This window comes from Kitasatospora sp. NPDC087314 (assembly GCF_044744365.1).
Taxonomy (GTDB): domain Bacteria; phylum Actinomycetota; class Actinomycetes; order Streptomycetales; family Streptomycetaceae; genus Kitasatospora.
Window position 1 is genome coordinate 296,602 of record NZ_JBIUYE010000008.1, and the last position, 18,220, is coordinate 314,821.

Below are 18,220 nucleotides of genomic sequence, written 5' to 3' on the forward strand. Positions count from 1 at the left end.
GTCATCGGGCCTGACTAATTTTCTGCGCAGACGCCCATTTCAGGGCACCCGCACAAACGGAGGAACCGAGCATGACGACGGTAGCGCCGGAGCGCCTCACCCGTATCCGCGAAATCATCGCCGAGAACATCGACGTGCACACCGAGTTCGCCGACACCGCGCTGTTCGTCGACGAGCTGGGCGCCGACTCGCTGAAGCTCATCGACGTGCTGAGCGCCCTGGAGATGGAGTACTCCATCGTCATCGACATGAACGAGCTGCCGAAGATGGTGAACGTGGAGACCACGTACCAGGTGACCGCGACGGCCGCCGGCTGGTGACCAGGGCGGGTTCCGCGCCCGGAGCCCCCGCCCGCAGGCATCCCACTGCTTAAGGAGTCCCATGTCCACCGCACAGTCACCAGCGGCACCCCGCGACGGCGTGCCGGCCGACCGCCGCAGGGTCGTCCTCACCGGCCTCGGGGCGATCTCCAGCATCGGCACGGGTGTCGAGGAGTACACCGCGGGGCTGCGGACCGGCCGCTCCGGTGCGCGGCCGATCACCCGCTTCGACACCGAGGGGTTCGGCCAGAACATCGCCTGCGAGGTCCCCGACTTCGAGCCGGAGCGCTGGATCCGCAACGTCCCCCTCGACGACATGGGCCGCGCCGGGCAGTTCGCCGTCGCCGCCGCCCGGATGGCCGTGGAGGACGCCGGGCTCACCGAGGCCGACCTCGGTGAGCGCCAGGCGGTCATCAGCGTCGGCACCACCGACGGCGAGGGGCACGACATCGGCGTGCTGGTCGAGCAGGAGATCGCGGCCGGGGATCCGGCGGCCATGGACCCGGTGCTGTCCCGCCGGATCAACGCCGGCCGGCTGACCACCGTCATCGCCCGCGAACTGCGCATGCCGAACGTGGAGCCGACCACCATCACCACGGCCTGCGCGGCGGGCAACTACTCGATCGGCTACGGCCTGGACGCGATCCGCTCCGGCGAGGTCGACATCGCGCTGTGCGGCGGCGCCGACGCCGTCTGCCGCAAGGCCTTCGCGCTGTTCAAGCGCTTCGGCGCGCTCACCCCGGACGTGGTCCGCCCGTTCGACAAGAACCGCCAGGGCATCCTGACCGGCGAGGGCGCGGGCATCCTCGTGCTGGAGAGCCTGGAGTCCGCCCTCGCCCGCGGCGCGCACATCTACGCCGAGGTGCTCGGGTACGGCCTCAGCTGCGACGCCGCCCACCCGACCGCGCCGAACCGCGACGGCATCGCCCGCGGCATCCGGCTCGCGCTGGACGACGCCGGGGTCGAGCGGGACGAGATCGACTTCATCTCCGCGCACGGCACCGGCACCAAGGCCAACGACAAGACCGAGTCGGCCGCCATCCTCGACGTGTACGGCGACGCGCCGCCGCGCACCGTCGCGGTGAAGTCGATGCTCGGCCACTCGATGGGCGCGGCCAGCGCGCTCGGCGCGATCGCCTGCAGCCTCGCCATCGAGCACCAGTTCATCCCGCCGACCATCAACCACGTGGAGACCGACCCGGACTGCCCGCTGGACGTCGTGCCCAACCAGGCCGTCGACGCGGAGGTCCGGATCGTGGAGAACAACTCCAGCGCCTTCGCCGGCAACAACGCCATTCTGATTCTGGGCACGTACGGAGAGCGAGTCTGACGATGACCACCGCAGCCACCCCGGCGGCCCTGCCGCCGGAGACACTCGTCATCACCGGTTGGTCGGCCGTGTCGCCGTACGGTCTGACCCGCCAGGACTTCGCGTCCGGCGTGCGCGCCGGCGCCAAGACCGCCGTCAAGGCGGACCCCGCGCTCGGCACGCTGCCGTCGCCCGACGTCTGCCTGGTGCCCGGCTTCGACATCAAGGGCCTGCTCGGCCCCAGCGGCACCGCCAAGATGGACCGGCTCACCGCGCTGGCCCTGGTCGCCTCCGACGGCCTGCTCAAGGACGCCGACGGCAACCGGGTGGTGGAGACCGACGACCGCACCGGTGTGGTCCTCGGCATCTCGATGGGCAGCCTGGAGAACGTCACCAACTTCCTCAAGCAGTCCTACACCAACGCGCTGCCCTTCCACGTCGACGCCGGCCGCATCCCCTTCGGCAGCCTCAACCACGCCGCCGGCGCCACCGCCATCCGGCACGACCTCAAGGGCCCCAACACCACCGTCGCCGGCGGTCGGGTCAGCGGCCTGCTCGCCCTCAACTACGCGCGGCGCCTGATGAGCCAGGGCCGGGCGACCAAGTACCTGGTCGGCTCGGCCGAGGAGTTCTCCGCCGCGCACGCCTGGATCGAGCACACCGCCGTCGCGGCCGGCGACTCCACCCCGCTGCTCGGCGAGGGCTGCGGCCTGTTCGTGGTCGAGCACGCCGGCACCGCCCAGCGCCCGGCGCTCGCCGCGGTGCTCGCGGTCGAGACCCGCGTCGACATCGACGACGACCCGAAGGCCGCCGTCACCGCCTGTGTCCGGCGCGCCCTGGACCGCGCCGGCGTCACCGCCGACGAGGTGTGGGCCGCCGTCCCGTGCGCCGCACCCACCGCGGCCGGCCGGGCCGAGTACGAGGCGCTGGCCGCGCTGCTGCCGGCCGAGGCACTGGGCCGGGTCCCGTCCATGGAACTGCTCGGCGACACCGGCGCGGCCTCCGCGTCCTTCCAGATCCAGGCGGTGCTCGGCGTGGCCGAGGCCGACCCGGCGTCCCGGGGCCGGATCGCCCTGGTGTCCGCCGTCGACCGCGACGGCGCCGTGGGCTGCGCCGTCCTGAGACTGATCGGGGAGCAGGCGTGATCGCACTGGTCAGCGGCGGGTCCAGGGGCATCGGCAAGGCCATCGTGCTGCGCCTGGCCCAGGAGGGCTACGACGTCGCCTTCTGCTACCGCTCGAACGCCGAGGCGGCCGAGGAACTCGTCAAGGAGGCCGGTGAGTTCGGCACCCGGATCACCGCCGCCCAGTGCGACGTGGCCGACGCCGAGCAGGTCCGCGACTGGTACACCCGCACCGAGCGCGAGTTCGGCCCGGTGGATGCCGCCGTCACGTCGGCCGGCATCACCCGGGACCGCCCGGTGATCCTGATGCCGGAGGACGACTGGAACCAGGTCCTGCGGACCAACCTGGACGGCGTCTACCACGTGTGCCGCGCCGCAGCCTTCGCGATGAGCAAGCGCCGCAACGGAGCGATCGTCAACCTGTCCTCGGTGTCCGGCATCTACGGCAACCTCGGCCAGGCCAACTACGCCGCGTCCAAGGCCGGCATCATCGGCTTCACCAAGTCCCTCGCCAAGGAGTGCGGACCGCGCGGCGTGCGCGCCAACGTGGTCGCGCCGGGCCTGATCGCCACCGACATGGTCGGCGACATGTCCGACTCCGCGGTGGAGCGGATGCTGAAGAACGTCGCGCTCGGCCGGGCCGGCAAGCCCGAGGAGGTCGCCGACCTGGTCGCCTTCCTGCTGTCCGAGCGGGCCGCCTACATCAGCGGGTCGGTCTTCGAGATCCACGGCGGCGGCACGTTCTGATGGGAGCACGCATGCAGGGGGCCCAGGGACTTCGCGACCACTACGACGCGATCGTCGTCGGCAGCGGCCTCGGCGGCCTGACCACCGCCGGGTACCTGGCGGCGGACGGGCGCAGTGTCCTGGTCCTCGAACAGCACGACATCGCCGGCGGCAACGCGCACGTGTTCCGCCGCCGGCGCAAGTACGAGTTCGACGTCGGCACGCACTACATCGGCGACTGCGGGCCCGACGGGCACTTCCCGGCGGTCCTGGCCGGTCTCGGCGTCCTGGACCGGGTGACGTTCCTGCCGATGGACAACGAGCAGGGCTTCGACCGGATCATCACGCCCACCGCGACGGTCGACGTGCCGGCCGGCTGGGACGCCTACCGCGACCGGCTCCGGCAGGCCCTCCCCGAGGAGGCCGACCGGATCGACACCTTCATCGACCTCTCCGAGGCCGTGGCCGCCGCCACCCGGGCCGGCCTGACCGGCGAGTCGATGGTGGAGCTGTTCCGCCGCAACCCGCAGACGATGCGCTGGTCCCGCCGGTCGCTCGCGGCCGCCCTGGACCACTGCGGCCTGTCCGCCAAGGGGCGCACGCTCGTCGCGGCGCAGGCCGGCAACTACGGCACCATGCCCGACGGGATCACCCTCTCCCACCACGCGTCGATGATGGATCACTACCTGCGCGGCGCGTACTACCCCGAGGGCGGCGGCCAGGCGCTGGTCGCCGCGTTCGTCGAGGCGCTGGAGTCGTACGGCGGCGAGCTGCGCACCCGATGCGAGGTGCGCCGCATCCTGATCGAGGACGGCCGCGCCACCGGCGTCGAACTCTCCGACGGACAGCGCGTCTCGGCCCCGCTGGTGATCTCCAACGCGGACTACCGCCGCACCGTCCTCGACCTGTGCGGCGGCGAGGAGGCGTTCCCCGCCGAGCTGGTGGCCCGCACCCGCGAGGCGACCATGCGCGCCGCCGGCGTCTCGGTGTACGTCGCGCTCGACACCGAGCTGCCCGGCGTGCCCAACGCCAACATCTGGTGGCACGACAGCGACGACATGGAGGCCGCGCACGCGGCCATGACGGAGCGCTACGCGCGGGACGGCTCGCTGGACTCGCTGCCGGCGCTCACCTTCTCCTTCGCCTCGGCCAAGGACCCGAACGCGGCCGCCGTGTGCCCGCCCGGCCACAGCAACTTCCAGATCATGACGACCAGCCTGCCCGGCTACGAGTTCTGGGGCGTCCGGGGCGGACCGGTGGACGGCGAGCCCTACCGCCGCAACTCCGCCTACCTCGCGCGCAAGCAGCAGGTGACCGAGCTGATGGTGACCACCGCGGAGAAGGTCATCGGCCCGTTCCGGGAGCGGATCACGCACCTGGAGACGGCCACCCCGCTCACCCACGAGCGCTACATCCGGGGCAGCGGCGGCACCCCGTACGGCATGGCCCACTGGGGCGGCCTCAACCAGCGGCCGGACGTGCGCACCGACGTCGAGGGCCTGTACGTGGTCGGTCAGAGCGTGCGCTACGGCAGCGGGCTGGCCGCCGTCGCGAACAGCGGCATCGCCGCCGCCTCGGACATCCTGGGCCGCGCCCTGTTCCCCGAGGTGCTCGCCGGCGCGGTGCTCGGCGATCCCGCCCGGCTGCCCGACCGGGGCCCGCACTGGGACCCGCTGGTGGTCTCGCGCGGGCAGGCCCGCCAGCGTGCCAAGGGCCTGGCCCGGATCGGCTGAGCGCCACCCGGCCCCGCTGCCCCCGACTTCCCACCCTCTCCACCCCTCCGAGCAGGAGCACTGTTCCCATGAATCAGGTCCCTCCCTTCGCCGTGGTCTCCGGCGCCCAGGTGCACGAGGCCCTCAACGGGCACGAGGACGAGGTCGTCGCCACGGTCGAGGCCGCGTACCGGCTGCACGGCGAGGGGCAGACGGTCAACCCCGACTCGTACTTCCTGCGCTTCCCCGACCGCCCGTCCTCCCGGATCATCGCGCTGCCGGCCTCGGTCAAGGGCGAGGTCGGCGTGCACGGCATCAAGTGGATCTCCAGCTTCCCGGAGAACGTGGCGGCCGGCCTCCCGCGTGCCTCGGCCGTCCTGATCCTCAACGACGCCGAGACCGGCTACCCGTTCGCCTGCCTGGAGAGCTCGATCATCAGCGCGGCGCGCACCGCCGCCTCCGCGGCCCTCGCGGCGGCCCGGCTCGCCGACGCCCGCGGCGAGCGCCCGACCCGGGTCGGTTTCTTCGGCGTCGGCCTGATCGCCCGCTACGTGCACACCTACCTCGCCGCCAACGGCTTCGACTTCACCGCGGTCGGCGTCCACGACCTGTCCGCCGAGCACGCCGAGGGCTTCTCCGAGTACCTGCGCCGGGCCGAGGGCGAGGGCGTCGAGATCAGCGTCCACGACAAGGCCGAGGATCTGATCCGCGCCAGCGACCTGGTGGTCTTCGCCACCGTCGCCGGCGAGCCGCACGTGACGGACCCGCAGTGGTTCTCGCACAACCCGCTGGTGCTGCACGTCTCGCTGCGCGACCTCTCCCCCGAGATCGTCCTCGACTCGTGGAACGTCGTCGACGACATCGAGCACTGCATGAAGGCCGGCACCTCGCCGCACCTGGCCGAACAGCTCGTCGGCCACCGCGAGTTCGTCGCCGGCACGCTCTACGACGTGCTCACCGGCGCGATCACCCCGCCGTCCGACAAGCCGGTGGTCTTCTCCCCGTTCGGCCTCGGCGTGCTCGACATGGCCGTCGCCAAGCACGTCTACGACAGCGTCCGGGCGGCCGGGCAGCTGCACACCGTCCCGGACTTCTTCCACGAGCTCAAGCGCTACGGCTGAGCCCACCCGGGCCCCGACCGGCCCCGCCCCGCCCCACCCCCGAGGCCCGCCCGCGCCCCACGCGCCGGCGGGCCTCGAGCGTTCCCACCGGGCGTTCCCGCCGGGGGTTCCCACCAGGGGTTCGCGCCCCGGCGCTGACGGCCAACTGACGGCGCGCTGACCGAACGGCCCCGCGGCCTCCCGGCGCCTTGTCCGCGCCCTGGACGGCCGCCGAGAATCACCCGCATGAGATCCTTTGCCAGCCTGGCCGAATTCACCGAGGCCACCGGGGAGCACCTCGGCTACAGCGAGTGGCTCGAAGTGACCCAGGACAGCGTCGACCAGTTCGCCGGCGCGACCGGCGACCTCCAGTGGATCCATGTGGACCCCGAGCGCGCCGCCACCGGGCCGTTCGGCGGGACCATCGTCCACGGCTACATGACGCTCGGCCTGCTGCCCGCGATGATGCGCGCGATCTTCGAGATCCACAACGTCAAGCTGGGCGTCAACTTCGGCCTGGACAAGGTCCGTTTCCCCCGCCCCGTCCCGGTCGGCGCCCGGGTCCGCGGGGGCGCCAAGGTCACCAGCGTCCGTGAGACGCCGATGGGCCACCTGGCCGCGGTCCGGATGACGGTGGAGGTCGAGGGCCAGCAGCACGCGGCCTGCGTGGCGGACACCCTGTCCCTCTTCGTCGCCGCCCCGGACGGTGCCGGGGAAGCCGGCGCGGAGGCCGGCGGGAACGGCTTCTGAGCCGACCGACGGCAGTGCGGCGAGGTGGGCGGCGACGCGGCGAGGGCCGTTCGGCGAGGTAGCAGAACCTCCCCTCCCGGCCGTTCAAGAGGGGGGTTATTACTACCGATTTCGCCAGCCCACCCCCGCCAGAATGGTCACACGGCCACCACGGCCGCGGCACTGCGAACGGCACCAGAGAGGAGCGGGTCATGGACCGCACGATGCAGCTCGGGGGAAGCCCCTCGGCGGTCGAGATCAGGGGATTCTCCGTCCCCGCCGGATTCACCGGGCTGCGGCGGGCACTGTCCCTCTGCTGGATGTCCATCGCGGCCTTCGGCCGCTCGCTGGGGGTCACCGGCGCGATCTCCCTGGTCGGCCCCGGCCTCGGCATGGTGCCGCGGGCCATGGAGGGCGTCCGCTCACTGGCCGCGAAGCAGCGCGCCCTGTCCGAGCGCTGGACCGGCGTGCGGATCCCCGGCCCGCCCAGCGGCCTGCCGGCGGCGCCCGAGGGCGCCTCGGGAGCGGTCGCCCGCTACCGCTGGATCATGAGCGACCCGCAGACCCGGCGGGAGTTCACCTGGGTGCTCACCGACCCGATCGCCGGCGGCTTCCTCGCCTTCATGCCGATCGCCGTCCTGCTCAGCGGCTTCTGGGGCATCTTCCTGGCCTTCTTCGGCGTCCCGCTGTCGACCCAGTGGGACGGCCTCTGGTACCAGTTCATCCCGATCGACGGCCAGGCCACCGCGGTGCTGGCCGGCGTCCTCGGCGTCCTGCAGCTGCCGCTGGCCCTGTGGATGGCCCCCCGCGCGGTCCGCAAGCACGCCCTGTACACCCACGCGATGCTCGCCCCCAGCGAGCAGGAGCTGATGGCCAGCCGGATCGAGCACCTCACCACCACCCGCAGCACCGCCGTCGACACGCAGATGGCCGAGATCCGCCGGATCGAACGCGACCTGCACGACGGCGCCCAGGCCCGCCTGGTCGCGATGGGCATGACCCTGGACGCCGCCGAGCACCTGCTGGAGACCAACCCGGAGGCCGTCCGGGCCCTGCTGATCGAGGCCCGCCAGTCCTCCTCCAAGGCCCTGGAGGAGATCCGCAACCTGGTCCGCGGCATCCACCCGCCGGTCCTCGCCGACCGCGGACTCGCCGATGCGGTGCGGGCGTTGGCGATGGTCTGCCCGGTCCCCACCGAGGTCGTGGTGGACCTGCCGGGCCGCCCCGAGATGCCGGTCGAGTCCGCCGCGTACTTCGCGATCTCGGAGATCCTCACCAACGTCGCCAAGCACTCCGGCGCCGACCGGGCCTGGATCGACATCCGTTACGATCACGGCATGCTGCGCATCACCGTGACCGACAGCGGCCGCGGCGGCGCCGACGCCTCCCGGGGCACCGGCCTGCGCGGCATCGAGCGAAGGCTCGCCACTTTCGACGGGGTGGTGGCCGTGAACAGTCCCGTCAACGGCCCGACCATGGTGACGATGGAGCTTCCGTGCGTATTGTCCTCGCCGAAGACCACTTCCTCCTGAGGGACGGCCTGATCCGCCTCCTCCAGGCCTACGGACACGAGGTCGTGGCCGCGGTGGACAACGGAGCGGACCTCCTCACCGCCCTCACCGAGCAGCAGCCGGACGTCGCGGTCGTCGACGTCCGGCTGCCGCCGAACTTCACCGACGAGGGCCTGCGCGCCGTCCTGACGGCCCGCCGCACCATGCCCGACCTCCCGATCCTGCTCCTCTCCCAGTACGTCGAACCGCTCTACGCCCGCGAACTCCTCGCCAGCGGCGGCCGCGGCGTCGGCTACATGCTCAAGGACCGCGTCACCAACGGCTCCCAGTTCCTCGACTCGATCCGCCGCGTCGCCGACGGCGGCACCGCGATGGACCCCGAGGTCATCTCCCAGCTCCTGATCCGCAAGGAGCGCGACGAGAACGTCGGAAGCCTCACCGAACGCGAACGCGAAGTCCTCGAATGGGTCGCCCAGGGCCGTTCCAACGCCGGCATCGCCCAGGGCCTGTTCATCTCCGAGAAGGCCGTCGCCAAGCACATCAGCAACATCTTCACCAAGCTCGGCCTCCTCCCCACCGACGGCGACAACCGCCGCGTCCTCGCCGTCCTCGCCTACCTCGACCAGTAGCCCGCCCCACCCGCGCAAGAGGCCCAGGCCATCGTGGCCCGGGCCTTCCGCGTGCGTGGACAGCCGCCCTGCTACGCGGCGCCGGCGGTCTGCGCGGCCAGGACGGCGCCCCACAGCCCGCGCCCGAAGGTGTCGTCGGCGACGCCGAGTCCGAGGACCTGGATGCCGCCGGAGCCGAGAAAGCCCAGGGTTAGACCAAGATCAAAATCTGCGCTCACGCAAGCGATCTCGTAGCGCGTCGCCGACGCCTGCCCGTACGACAAGGAACGCCAAAAGGCCCAGGTCATGAGCTACCCGACCTGGGCCTCCACCGAGCCGCCCGCGGGATTCGAACCCGCGACCTACGCATTACGAGACCATAATGGACAAGATCTACTCCCAGGGCAAGGATCAGAATGGTCCGGCTACACCACTACAGGGACATGAACCGTTTCTCTCCTGCAGCGCCGAAGCCAACGGACCGATGGCTCACGGAATACGACCGAATGAGGTCCATCCCGTGTTCGGCAAGGCAGGCGCTCTTGAAGCGCACGTCGTCGGTGACCTCTTGGCCGAACCACGACGGTGCAACGAAGACTCGCGCGTCGGCCTCGCTGGGAAATTTCACTTCGGCCAGCGTGAGCCCTGCGTGAACTCCCGCGAACTCGTCCACCTCAATGATGCCTCCACCATAGGCAATGGATGACCTCTTCTTCTGCACTCGCCGTCCGCTAGTCATCTCCCACAGGGCCTGGAAGACGCCCTTGGTTATGCCGATCTCTACTTCTTCTCGGACGAGACCCTGCCCGGTTTCGAGAGCAAGAAAATAGCCGCCGCCAGAAGCACGGACATGCATCTCTCCATCCGCACCTTCAACAGGGACATGCCCTTGCATTAGTTCGAGCGTCTGCTGTGCCGCAGCAGCTGGCCAATTGGCGGCGATCAGAAACTTGCGTTCGATCTTTAGCGGCATATTCAACCTCTTTCCTTATCCCCCGGCCCGGCGGTCGACCCCGAGCACTACCGGCAGTTCAACCACGACCACGCCGACTACGAGCCCCCCGGTGAATGCGCCTTCACCCTTCTCAAGCCCTGGCACATCATGCGCAAGGCACGCTGCTCCGCTCGATGCATCAGCCGCACCGTCCAAGCAATCCACGTACGACCGACATGCGACTATTCAGGATTAAAGAGGCTCACTCTGAACAGCCAAGGATCATCAGGCCGCCCGTTCCAGAGTGTAGTGGCGACGGAGTTCCTCGATGTGCGAGAGGACGGCCGGATCCTCGGCGGCGCGCGCAATATCGATCATGGTATTCCAGACGAAATTCACACCACCGTCGTACCGGAAATGCTTTTTGATGACAATGCTGAAGATTTCGTTGACCGTCTCCAGCGTCAGCACGTCCGCGAGCCCCATCAGGTTGGCGCGGTCGGCGTCGGTGAGCGGCGGTCGCTTCACTGTCCGGTCGGCCGGAATGCCGACGCCCGAGCCCGCACCCTCGACCGTGGTCAACGGCTTCGCGGACGGCACGTCGACGAAGTCGAACATCAGATGCACCCGCTCCTGCGAGGAGAGCACCGCCACCGAGTGGATCTCCGAGGCGTCGAGGAACCACACCTCGCCCTTACGCATACGGTAAACGGTGTCGCCTTCGTTGAAGAAGCAGTCCTCGTCGGTGACAAGGGGGATGTGCATCCGGTGGGCGTTGCGGGTCTCGTCGGCGAGCTCGCTGAGCTCCAGCAGGTCTCGATGCGGGATGATCACGCTGTTCTGCACCTTCGCCAGGCGCACGAAGTTCAGCCGGTCCAGGTCGGCTGTGTTCGCGATCAGTTCCCGCAGATAGGGCAGCTTGTCGGCGAGCTCGGAGAAGGCGGCGGGCTGGTCGTGGTCGTAATGGGTGACCACACCGTCGCCGGCGATCCCGCCCCGCGCCCAGAGCATGCAGCTCTTCCACGCGCCGCCGAAAACATAATCACTGTATGCCTCGGACCACGGAATGGAATCGATCTGCTCAAGATCCTTCGCCAGGCGGGATTCGTCGAGACGGATGTCCCCTACATAATGGGTTCGCACCGGATCAAGCAGCCCTTCTCAGTAGAAATCGTAATTGTCCTGGAACGGTGGACGTCTTCTTCTCCTGGGCGGAGTCACATGGCCCGGTGACGATCCAGGTCCTCGCCGATCTTCTCCAGGACTTCCACCCGGCCTTGAAAAGGCTCGTCCGGCCGCGGCCATTGCACGACGAGGTCCGTTATTCCAACCTCGGCAAATCTGCCCGCCGCGTCGAAGAACGCTGCCGGCGAATCGAGGACGCCGCCGACGGTGGGCCCGGTGACCAGCAGCCGGGACACGGTGGACGGGTCACGGCCGATCTCCACGCATGCCTTTTCCAGTGCCTCCACCTGCCGGCGCAGGACGGGGAGGGCCTGCTCGTACGGAGCGCTCGCGAACAGGTTGGGTTCGCCCGTGGTGACCCAGGTCGACGCGTGCCGGGCCACTACGCGCATGCCACGGGGCCCGGACGCGGCGATCGCGAACGGGACACGGGGCTCCTGTCGGCACAGGGGCTGGGAGTGCACCTCGTCCGCCAGGTAGTAGCGGCCGTCGAACGTGGTCACCTGCTGGGTCAGGAGTTGGTCGGTGAGCTCGACGTACTCGGCGAACCGCTCGGTCCGCTCCCGCAGGCTCCACGGGTTCCGGCGGGTCATGGTGGAATCGAAGCCCGCCGCGCCGGCGCCGAGACCGAGGATGAGACGGCCGGCCGAGATGTCGTCGATGGTGGTGACGTCCTTGGCCAGGTTCACCGGGTGCCGCAGGTTGGGTGAGGAGACCAGCGCACCGAGTCCGATCCGCTCGGTCTCCACCGCCGCCGCGGTCAGCGTCGGAACCATGGTGAACCACTCCTTGGCGCGAAACGCACGCCAATTGAGGTGGTCGTAGGTCCAGGCGTGATCGAATCCCATCTGCTCGGCCTGGCGCCACTTCAGCCGCGCCGTTTGCCAGCGATCCTCCGGGACGATCATGATGCCGAATTTCATGCGTCTCCCTCGCCCGGCCGGCCGGGATCGATGTTGAAGTTGTAGCGGAAGAGGTTCTGCGGGTCGACCCGCCGCTTGAGCGCGACCAGGCGCCGCCACCGCTCGCCGTAGGCCGCGCGTACGCCGTCGCCTCCCTCGTCGTTGAGGAAGTTGACGTACTGTCCGACCGCGTACGGCGCCATCGCGTCGCTGAAGTCCCGGACCCACCTGACGTGACGCTCCCGGTCGTCCTGACCGGGCTCCCACGCGCCGAACATGTTGATGTTGTGACCGGCGTGCCGGGAACCGAAGGCGGTGTCCGTGGCCGGCACCCGGCCGACCGCCCCGCCGAGGTGATAGATCGGCACGGCCGCCAGCGGCGAGGTGATCCGCGACGCGTGCTCGACGACGGTCGCGATGACCTGGTCGCTGAGCTCCCCGAAGTCCACCGACCGCCAGTAGTAGTGCTTGCCGGGCGGGGAGGTGCTGTCGACCGTCTGCTGCAGTTCGACGTACGGCATCGGACCGACCGTGTCGAGCAGCGGACGCCCGAACTCACGCAACGGACGCAGGAACGCCAGCCCTTCCTCGAGGTCACCGGACCAGCACACGTTGAGGGCCACGACCGGAGAACCGTGCAACCGTTCGGGGACGGTTTCCAGCGGCGGGCACAACCGGAGGTTGAGGATCGTCCCGAGTTCGTCCGGAGCGTCCGCGATCAGGTCGCGGTACCGGGTCAGGAACGCCGGTGCGACGTCCAGCGGATAAATGATCATCCCGGCCAGGACGGTCGGTCCGATCTCGTGCAGCCGGAAGCCGAACCGCACCACGGTCCCGAAATTGCCGCCCCCGCCGCGCAGGCCCCACAACAGCTCCGGGTCCGTGGTGGCATCCACCCGGAGGCAACTGCCGTCCGCGGTCACCAGATCGGCCTCCACCAGGTTGTCCACGGTGAGCCCGCAGCGGCGCATGAGGTGGCCGATCCCGCCGCCCAGAGCGAGCCCGCCGACGCCGGTCTCGCTGACGATGCCGCCGGTCGTGGCCAGCCCGTGCTCCTGGCTGGCCCGGTCGACGTCCTGCCAGAGCGCCCCGCCCTGCACGTGGGCCAGTCGGCGTTCCGGGTCGATCTCGACCGCACGCATCCGGGACAGGTCGATGACCACGCCGCCGTCGCAGACTCCTTGGCCGGCCACGCTGTGCCCACCGCCGCGCACCGCGATGGGCAGTCCGCGCTCGGAGGCGAAGGTGACGACCGCGGTCACGTCCGCCACGTCCGCGCAACGCGCGATCAACAGGGGACGCCGGTCGATGTCTCCGTTCCAGACCTTGCGGGCCTCGTCGTATCGCGGATCGGCGGCGGTGATGAGATCGCCGCTCAGCGCGTCGGCGAGCTTCTCCGAGTCGCCGGTCGTGAGACTGTCCAAAGCCTTCGTCCTCCGTCCTAGTCCCGCGGTGACGGGATTGTCGTCTTGCGGATCGTCGCGGCGACGTCGCGCAGCGTGCCGTGCAGCAGCTGGGTCACGTCGGGTTCGGCCCGCAGGGTTGTCTTGCACTCGTCGAGCAGCCGGAAGGTGAGCAACGAGTGGCCTCCGAGTTGGACGAACGTGTCCAACACGCTGATCGGGGACCGGCCGAGGACCCGTTGGTAGATCTGGACCAGGGCCGCTTCCAGCTCGTCCGCGGGCGACTCGACCGGACGTTCCCGCTCGGCGAGCTCTTGCCAGATCCTGATCAGCTCGCCCTGGTCGATCTTGCCGTTCACCGTCGCCGGGAGGTAGTCGACCGGCACCACCCGGTCCGGCCGCATCTGCGCGGGCAGGAGCCCGGCCGCGTGCTCGAGGATCGCCGCCGGGTCCAGGTCGGTGACGGAGCCCTGGCCGGCGGGCACGACGAAGGCGAGCAGGCGGAGCGGCTGCCCATGGGCGATCACCGCGCAGTCGCCGACCGCAGGGTGCGCGGCCAGCACCGACTCGACCTCCCCCGGTTCGATCCGCAGCCCGCGGATCTTCACCTGCCGGTCGATCCGGCCGAGGTGCTCCAGTGCGCCGTCCGCGCGGTAGCGGCAGAGATCACCGGTGCGATACATCCGCGATCCCGGCGGCCCGTAGGGGTCCGCGACGAATCGTTCAGCGGTCTGGGCCGGCTGCCGCCAGTACCCGTCCGACAAGCCGACCTGCCCGCTGATGTACGCCTCACCGGGCGTGCCGATCGGCACGAGCTCGAGGTTGGCGTCCAGCACGGTCAGCCGGAAGTTGTCGGCGGGCCGGCCCACCGGAACGGACCCGCAGGTCGAGCCCGGATCGACGACGTTGTCGGTGACCGGCCCGGCCTCGGTCGGGCCGAAGGCGTTGACCAGGTTGCTGCCGGGCAGAACGGCGGCGAACGCCTCGGGGATCCGCGGGCTCATCGGCTCGCCCCCGCACACCACCCACTTCAATGCCTCGGAACCGCCCTGGGACAGTTCCTCCAGGAAGGCCGTCATCATCGTCGGCACCAGGAAGATCTGCGACACGTCGTGGTCCCGGGTGAGCCGGGCCAGATGCCGGGGATCCCGCTCGCCGCCGGGCCGGCAGATCACGAGACGGGCACCGTGGTAGAGCGGCCAGAAGAGCTCCCAGATCGAGATGTCGAATCCCGGGGATGCCTTGAACAGCGCCGTCTCCCCGGAGTGGAACGGGTACTGCCGCTGCATCCAGAAGACGTTGGCCAGGGTGCCTGCGGTCCGGGAGACCACACCCTTGGGGCGGCCCGTCGTCCCCGAGGTGTAAAGGATGTGCACCAGCCCCGGGCCGTCGTCGACGACGGGATTCGTCGCCGGCCGGCCCGACCCGGCCTGCTCGGTGCCCACGTCGTGGATCTCCCACGGGCCGTCGGGCAGGTGGTCGCGGCAGACCGGATCGGTCAGCACCAACCCGGGCTCCGAGTCCGCCAGGATCAGAGCGATGCGCTGATCCGGCAGGTCGGCGTCGAGGGGAACGTAGGTGGCGCCGGTCTTGACCGCGGCGTAGACCGCGACGACCTGGTGGATGCCGCGCTGCAGGCAGATCCCGATCCGGGTGCCGGGGCGGGCGCCGAGCCCCCGCAGGTGATGGGCCAGCCGGTTCGCGCGCTCGTTCAGCTCGCGGTAGGTGACGGTGTTGCCGTCCTCGTCCTGCAGGGCGACCAGGTCCGGGGTGCGTTCGGCCTGCTCCTCGAACGGCTCCGCCATCGTGCGGTACCGAATCTCCGGATCCTGGTGCGGGTTGAGGCCGTGCCGGATCCGCTCGCGTTCCTCCGGACCGACCAGCGGATGGCTGAGCATCGGTGCGTCCGGGTCGTCCGTCATGCCGGTGAGCAACTGCAGGAACGCGTGTGCCCATGCCTCCGTGGAGGGGACGTCGGACGAATCGGTCATGGATTCGACGTACAGGTTCCGGCCGGCCCGGGAGATCAGAATCGTCACGGCGACCGGGGCGTCGTCCTCGGTTTCCGCCGTGGCGGCGGCCTCGGATCGGGCGGCCTGCCGCAGCGCGTCACGGAAGCTCATCGCCGGGTCCGGCGCATCGGGCCGCGGCAGGATCGCGTCGAGTTCCTGCCGGGTGACCCGGACGCGGAGGTCCGTGCCGGGGCGCGGCAACCGTTCGGCCAGCACACCGGCGCAGATCGACAGGGCGACGAAATCGTCGACCCCGGCCACCGTGGAGAGCGAGTGCAGAGTGCGCGTCACGTCGGCCGGCACGGTGATCGGCCCGATGCAGTCCGTCCTGGACAGCAGCCCGTTCACGGCGCGGTCCCTTCCAGGAGCGCGCAGGCGTAGAACCCCGGTGCCAGGGACTGCGCCAGATATGTCTGCCCGCTGCGGATGCCGACTCGATCGTGATAGTCGACCAGATTGATCATCCAGTCGGCGTTGCCGCAGTGCCCGTAGGCGGAGAGCGTCTCGGCGAAGTGCAGCCGGTCCGGCGACAGGCCGACCGCGCTCGCGTTGAACATGGTCAGCGGCTTGTGCAGGTTGGCCGCGAACACCTTGGTCACCTGCCCGAGCTCCCGCCCGCCGTCACGCAGGACGGCGGCCAGCGCACGGTCGGCGACGGTCTTGCGGGAGGCGAACGTGTCGCGACCGCGCAGTCCTTCCGGGTCCACCTTGACGGCGGAGGAGGACATCCGCACCAGCCCGGGGTCGTTCCGGGTCAGCATGCAGCTGACCGCCGCATCACCGAACACGGCGTAGGGCAGGATCCTGTCACGATCGACCGGCACGAAGTCCAGAGCGACCATGACCACGTGCGTCACGTCCGGATCGGCGAACAGGTCCCGGCTGTGCCGCAGAGCAGTCAGCGAACTGCAGCACCGCTGGTAGGACATGAGGTGCGGGACACAGTCGTCCAGCCCCAGGGCGATCAGCACCCGCTCCGCGAAGTCGGACGGCAACAGCGCGAGAGTCGGGTCGCTGGTCGCGATGACGAGATGGTCGATGTCCGCGGCGCCGGCGCCGGAATCCCGCAGGGTCCGGCGCACGGCGTCCACGACGTAGTCCTGCACCGGCCCGGACATCTTCCGGTAGGTGGTGCAGCCCATTTCGTTGAAGTCCGTGCCGAACGACACGGTCTGCCAGAGATCATCGAAATCGGGTATGTTCTCCGGCTTGTTCTCCAGGTCGCCGAAGGCGCACGCGAACGAGCCGATGCCGACATTTTCGAGATCCGAGATCATGGTTCCTTCGATCTGCCGAGCGGATGGGTGAATGCCGGCGCCGGGCTCTGTATCACGGGCATCAGGCCCGATTCGGTACCACCGAACTCGCGTCGATCTCGCGGAGCACGGAAAGGATGCCGTCGACGTCACCCAGCAGGGAAACCCATTCCGGGCGCATGGTCACGGTGTTGTTCGTGTACTTGTCGATGTAGTTCACGAGGATCAGGACCATGTTGAGCGAGCTGATTCCCAGTTCGTCGCGCGTCTTCGCCCGAGCCACCTGCTCGTACGTGATGTCGCTGGTCATCGGCTGCGTGGCGAGGAAGTCGGCGAACTTGCGCCGGCGCTCGTCGGTGTTCATCAGCCGACCTTCGGGAACGGGAAGCCGTTCAGGTTGTTGGCGTGGATGCGGTTGTGGCCCCACCGGTCCTCACCGGAGACCAGGACGCTGCCGTGGTAGTCGAGGCTGATCTCGTCACCGAACCCGCTGAGGCTGTCGATGTGCTCGTAGACCCGGACGGACGGCGAGACGTACCGGGTGGCGAGCCCGAGCCGCTTGGAGTCACTGACGTTCGGCAGCGAGCCGTGGATGCACTTGGCCAGGAAGATGACGAACTGCCCCGGCTTCATCGGCACGGTGACGATCTCGCCGGCGTCCGGGTCCCAGTCCTTGTCGAGCTGCAGCTCCGAGTAGTCGTACCCGAAGAAGTCGTGGGACTTGCTCTCCACGTTCCGCGACATCGGCTTGGTCTCGTCGTAGTACCACTGCTTGTGGCTGCCCGGGATGAACCGGAGGCAGCCGTGCTCCTCGTCCGCGTCGGAGAACGCCGTCCACACGGTCAGTTCCTGCGTGGTCGCGGTGCTCTCCTCGGTGTAGCGCAGCGAGGGATAGGCGACCGTCTCCGACTCGAAAACGGTGAACGCCTCGACCTGGTGCCACCCGGTTCCGGCCTCACCCGGCTGCTTCTCGAAGATGTTCGTCTTCCAGCAGATGATGTCCTCGTCCATCAGGCTGCGCAGCTTGTGCACGACCGTGGGGTGGGCGATGTGCTGCGACAGGGTGTCGCAGTCCAGGTGGCGGTCGTAGTTGATGATGGTCGAGTCGTGCGGCTTGTTGCGGGACGTGACCATCTCGATCATGGCCTGGTTCCAGAGAAGCCGGGCTTCGTCCTCCTCGTAGAGGTCGAACGGTCCGATGAAACCATTCTCCTGGAAGAACTTCACTTGCTCGGCCGTCAAGCCTTGGATTGCCGTTCCACTGGTGCTTTCAGCCACCTTCTTTTCCTTTCGCCAACGATGCCTGCCGGTCTGAGCCACCTGAAATCAGGGAGGAATGCGGGGCCGATCAGACCCACCGTATGCGGGCCAGGGCGACCCGTCTTGTCAC

The 18,220-nt window shown here is 69.5% G+C and carries 18 protein-coding genes; 9 read left to right on the forward strand and 9 right to left on the reverse strand.

Annotated features, from left to right (window positions below):
* The first annotated feature begins 71 nt into the window (after nt 1–71).
* The 9 genes from ACIO5E_RS19840 (at nt 72) to ACIO5E_RS19880 (ending at nt 9,159) form a co-directional block, all read left to right on the forward strand.
* Entirely contained in the window at nt 72–320 is a 249-nt protein-coding gene (locus ACIO5E_RS19840) for an acyl carrier protein (RefSeq protein ID WP_280673314.1), read from the forward strand.
* 61 nt (nt 321–381) lie between these two features.
* On the forward strand, nt 382–1,650 hold the full coding sequence (locus ACIO5E_RS19845) for a beta-ketoacyl-[acyl-carrier-protein] synthase family protein (protein ID WP_400669377.1): 1,269 nt from the start codon (nt 382–384) through the stop codon (nt 1,648–1,650).
* Nucleotides 1,651–1,652: 2 nt separating this feature from the next.
* Nucleotides 1,653–2,774 carry a beta-ketoacyl synthase N-terminal-like domain-containing protein gene (locus ACIO5E_RS19850; RefSeq protein WP_400669380.1) on the forward strand — a complete coding sequence of 374 codons (1,122 nt, stop codon included), beginning with the start codon at nt 1,653–1,655 and terminating at the stop codon, nt 2,772–2,774.
* The gene (gene fabG / locus ACIO5E_RS19855) at nt 2,771–3,499 is read left to right on the forward strand and encodes a 3-oxoacyl-ACP reductase FabG (RefSeq protein WP_400669383.1); all 729 of its coding nucleotides are present in this window, start codon (nt 2,771–2,773) and stop codon (nt 3,497–3,499) included. Before ACIO5E_RS19850 ends, fabG begins: the two co-directional genes overlap by 4 nt.
* 11 nt (nt 3,500–3,510) lie before the next feature.
* Nucleotides 3,511–5,211, forward strand: a complete 1,701-nt coding sequence (locus ACIO5E_RS19860) for a phytoene desaturase family protein (RefSeq protein ID WP_400669384.1) — start codon at nt 3,511–3,513, stop codon at nt 5,209–5,211.
* 68 nt (nt 5,212–5,279) lie between these two features.
* On the forward strand, nt 5,280–6,311 hold the full coding sequence (sbnB, locus tag ACIO5E_RS19865; protein ID WP_400669386.1) for a 2,3-diaminopropionate biosynthesis protein SbnB: 1,032 nt from the start codon (nt 5,280–5,282) through the stop codon (nt 6,309–6,311).
* 225 nt (nt 6,312–6,536) lie between these two features.
* A complete protein-coding gene (locus ACIO5E_RS19870) occupies nt 6,537–7,040 on the forward strand; it encodes a MaoC family dehydratase (protein ID WP_400669388.1) in 504 nt (167 codons plus the stop codon).
* Nucleotides 7,041–7,231: 191 nt separating this feature from the next.
* On the forward strand, nt 7,232–8,551 hold the full coding sequence (locus ACIO5E_RS19875) for a sensor histidine kinase (protein ID WP_400669390.1): 1,320 nt from the start codon (nt 7,232–7,234) through the stop codon (nt 8,549–8,551).
* Complete coding sequence (locus tag ACIO5E_RS19880) at nt 8,515–9,159, forward strand: LuxR C-terminal-related transcriptional regulator (protein ID WP_400669392.1); 645 nt, start codon at nt 8,515–8,517, stop codon at nt 9,157–9,159. The genes ACIO5E_RS19875 and ACIO5E_RS19880 overlap by 37 nt, the downstream gene beginning before the upstream one ends.
* Before the next feature lie 71 nt (nt 9,160–9,230).
* Here the strand turns inward: ACIO5E_RS19880 and ACIO5E_RS19885 are convergent, their stop codons facing one another.
* The 9 genes from ACIO5E_RS19885 to ACIO5E_RS19925 form a co-directional block, all read right to left on the reverse strand.
* On the reverse strand, nt 9,231–9,446 hold the full coding sequence (locus ACIO5E_RS19885) for a hypothetical protein (protein WP_400669395.1): 216 nt from the start codon (nt 9,444–9,446) through the stop codon (nt 9,231–9,233).
* A gap of 125 nt (nt 9,447–9,571) precedes the next feature.
* Nucleotides 9,572–10,111: a hypothetical protein gene (locus ACIO5E_RS19890; protein WP_400669397.1), complete on the reverse strand. Its 540-nt coding sequence runs from the start codon at nt 10,109–10,111 to the stop codon at nt 9,572–9,574.
* A 246-nt stretch (nt 10,112–10,357) separates the two neighbouring features.
* The gene (locus tag ACIO5E_RS19895; RefSeq protein WP_400669400.1) at nt 10,358–11,215 is read right to left on the reverse strand and encodes an aspartyl/asparaginyl beta-hydroxylase domain-containing protein; all 858 of its coding nucleotides are present in this window, start codon (nt 11,213–11,215) and stop codon (nt 10,358–10,360) included.
* A 74-nt stretch (nt 11,216–11,289) separates the two neighbouring features.
* Nucleotides 11,290–12,180 carry an LLM class flavin-dependent oxidoreductase gene (locus tag ACIO5E_RS19900; RefSeq protein WP_400669401.1) on the reverse strand — a complete coding sequence of 297 codons (891 nt, stop codon included), beginning with the start codon at nt 12,178–12,180 and terminating at the stop codon, nt 11,290–11,292.
* Nucleotides 12,177–13,583 (reverse strand): FAD-binding oxidoreductase, encoded by a 1,407-nt coding sequence (locus ACIO5E_RS19905; protein ID WP_400669403.1) that lies wholly within the window; start codon nt 13,581–13,583, stop codon nt 12,177–12,179. Before ACIO5E_RS19905 ends, ACIO5E_RS19900 begins: the two co-directional genes overlap by 4 nt.
* A 17-nt stretch (nt 13,584–13,600) precedes the next feature.
* Entirely contained in the window at nt 13,601–15,922 is a 2,322-nt protein-coding gene (locus tag ACIO5E_RS19910; RefSeq protein ID WP_400669405.1) for an amino acid adenylation domain-containing protein, read from the reverse strand.
* Nucleotides 15,919–16,851, reverse strand: coding sequence for a hypothetical protein (locus ACIO5E_RS19915; protein ID WP_400669407.1), 933 nt, complete (start codon nt 16,849–16,851; stop codon nt 15,919–15,921). Before ACIO5E_RS19915 ends, ACIO5E_RS19910 begins: the two co-directional genes overlap by 4 nt.
* A 61-nt stretch (nt 16,852–16,912) precedes the next feature.
* Complete coding sequence (locus ACIO5E_RS19920) at nt 16,913–17,194, reverse strand: hypothetical protein (protein ID WP_400669410.1); 282 nt, start codon at nt 17,192–17,194, stop codon at nt 16,913–16,915.
* Nucleotides 17,194–18,072 carry a chlorinating enzyme gene (locus ACIO5E_RS19925; RefSeq protein ID WP_400669413.1) on the reverse strand — a complete coding sequence of 293 codons (879 nt, stop codon included), beginning with the start codon at nt 18,070–18,072 and terminating at the stop codon, nt 17,194–17,196. Before ACIO5E_RS19925 ends, ACIO5E_RS19920 begins: the two co-directional genes overlap by 1 nt.
* Nucleotides 18,073–18,220 lie beyond the last annotated feature (148 nt).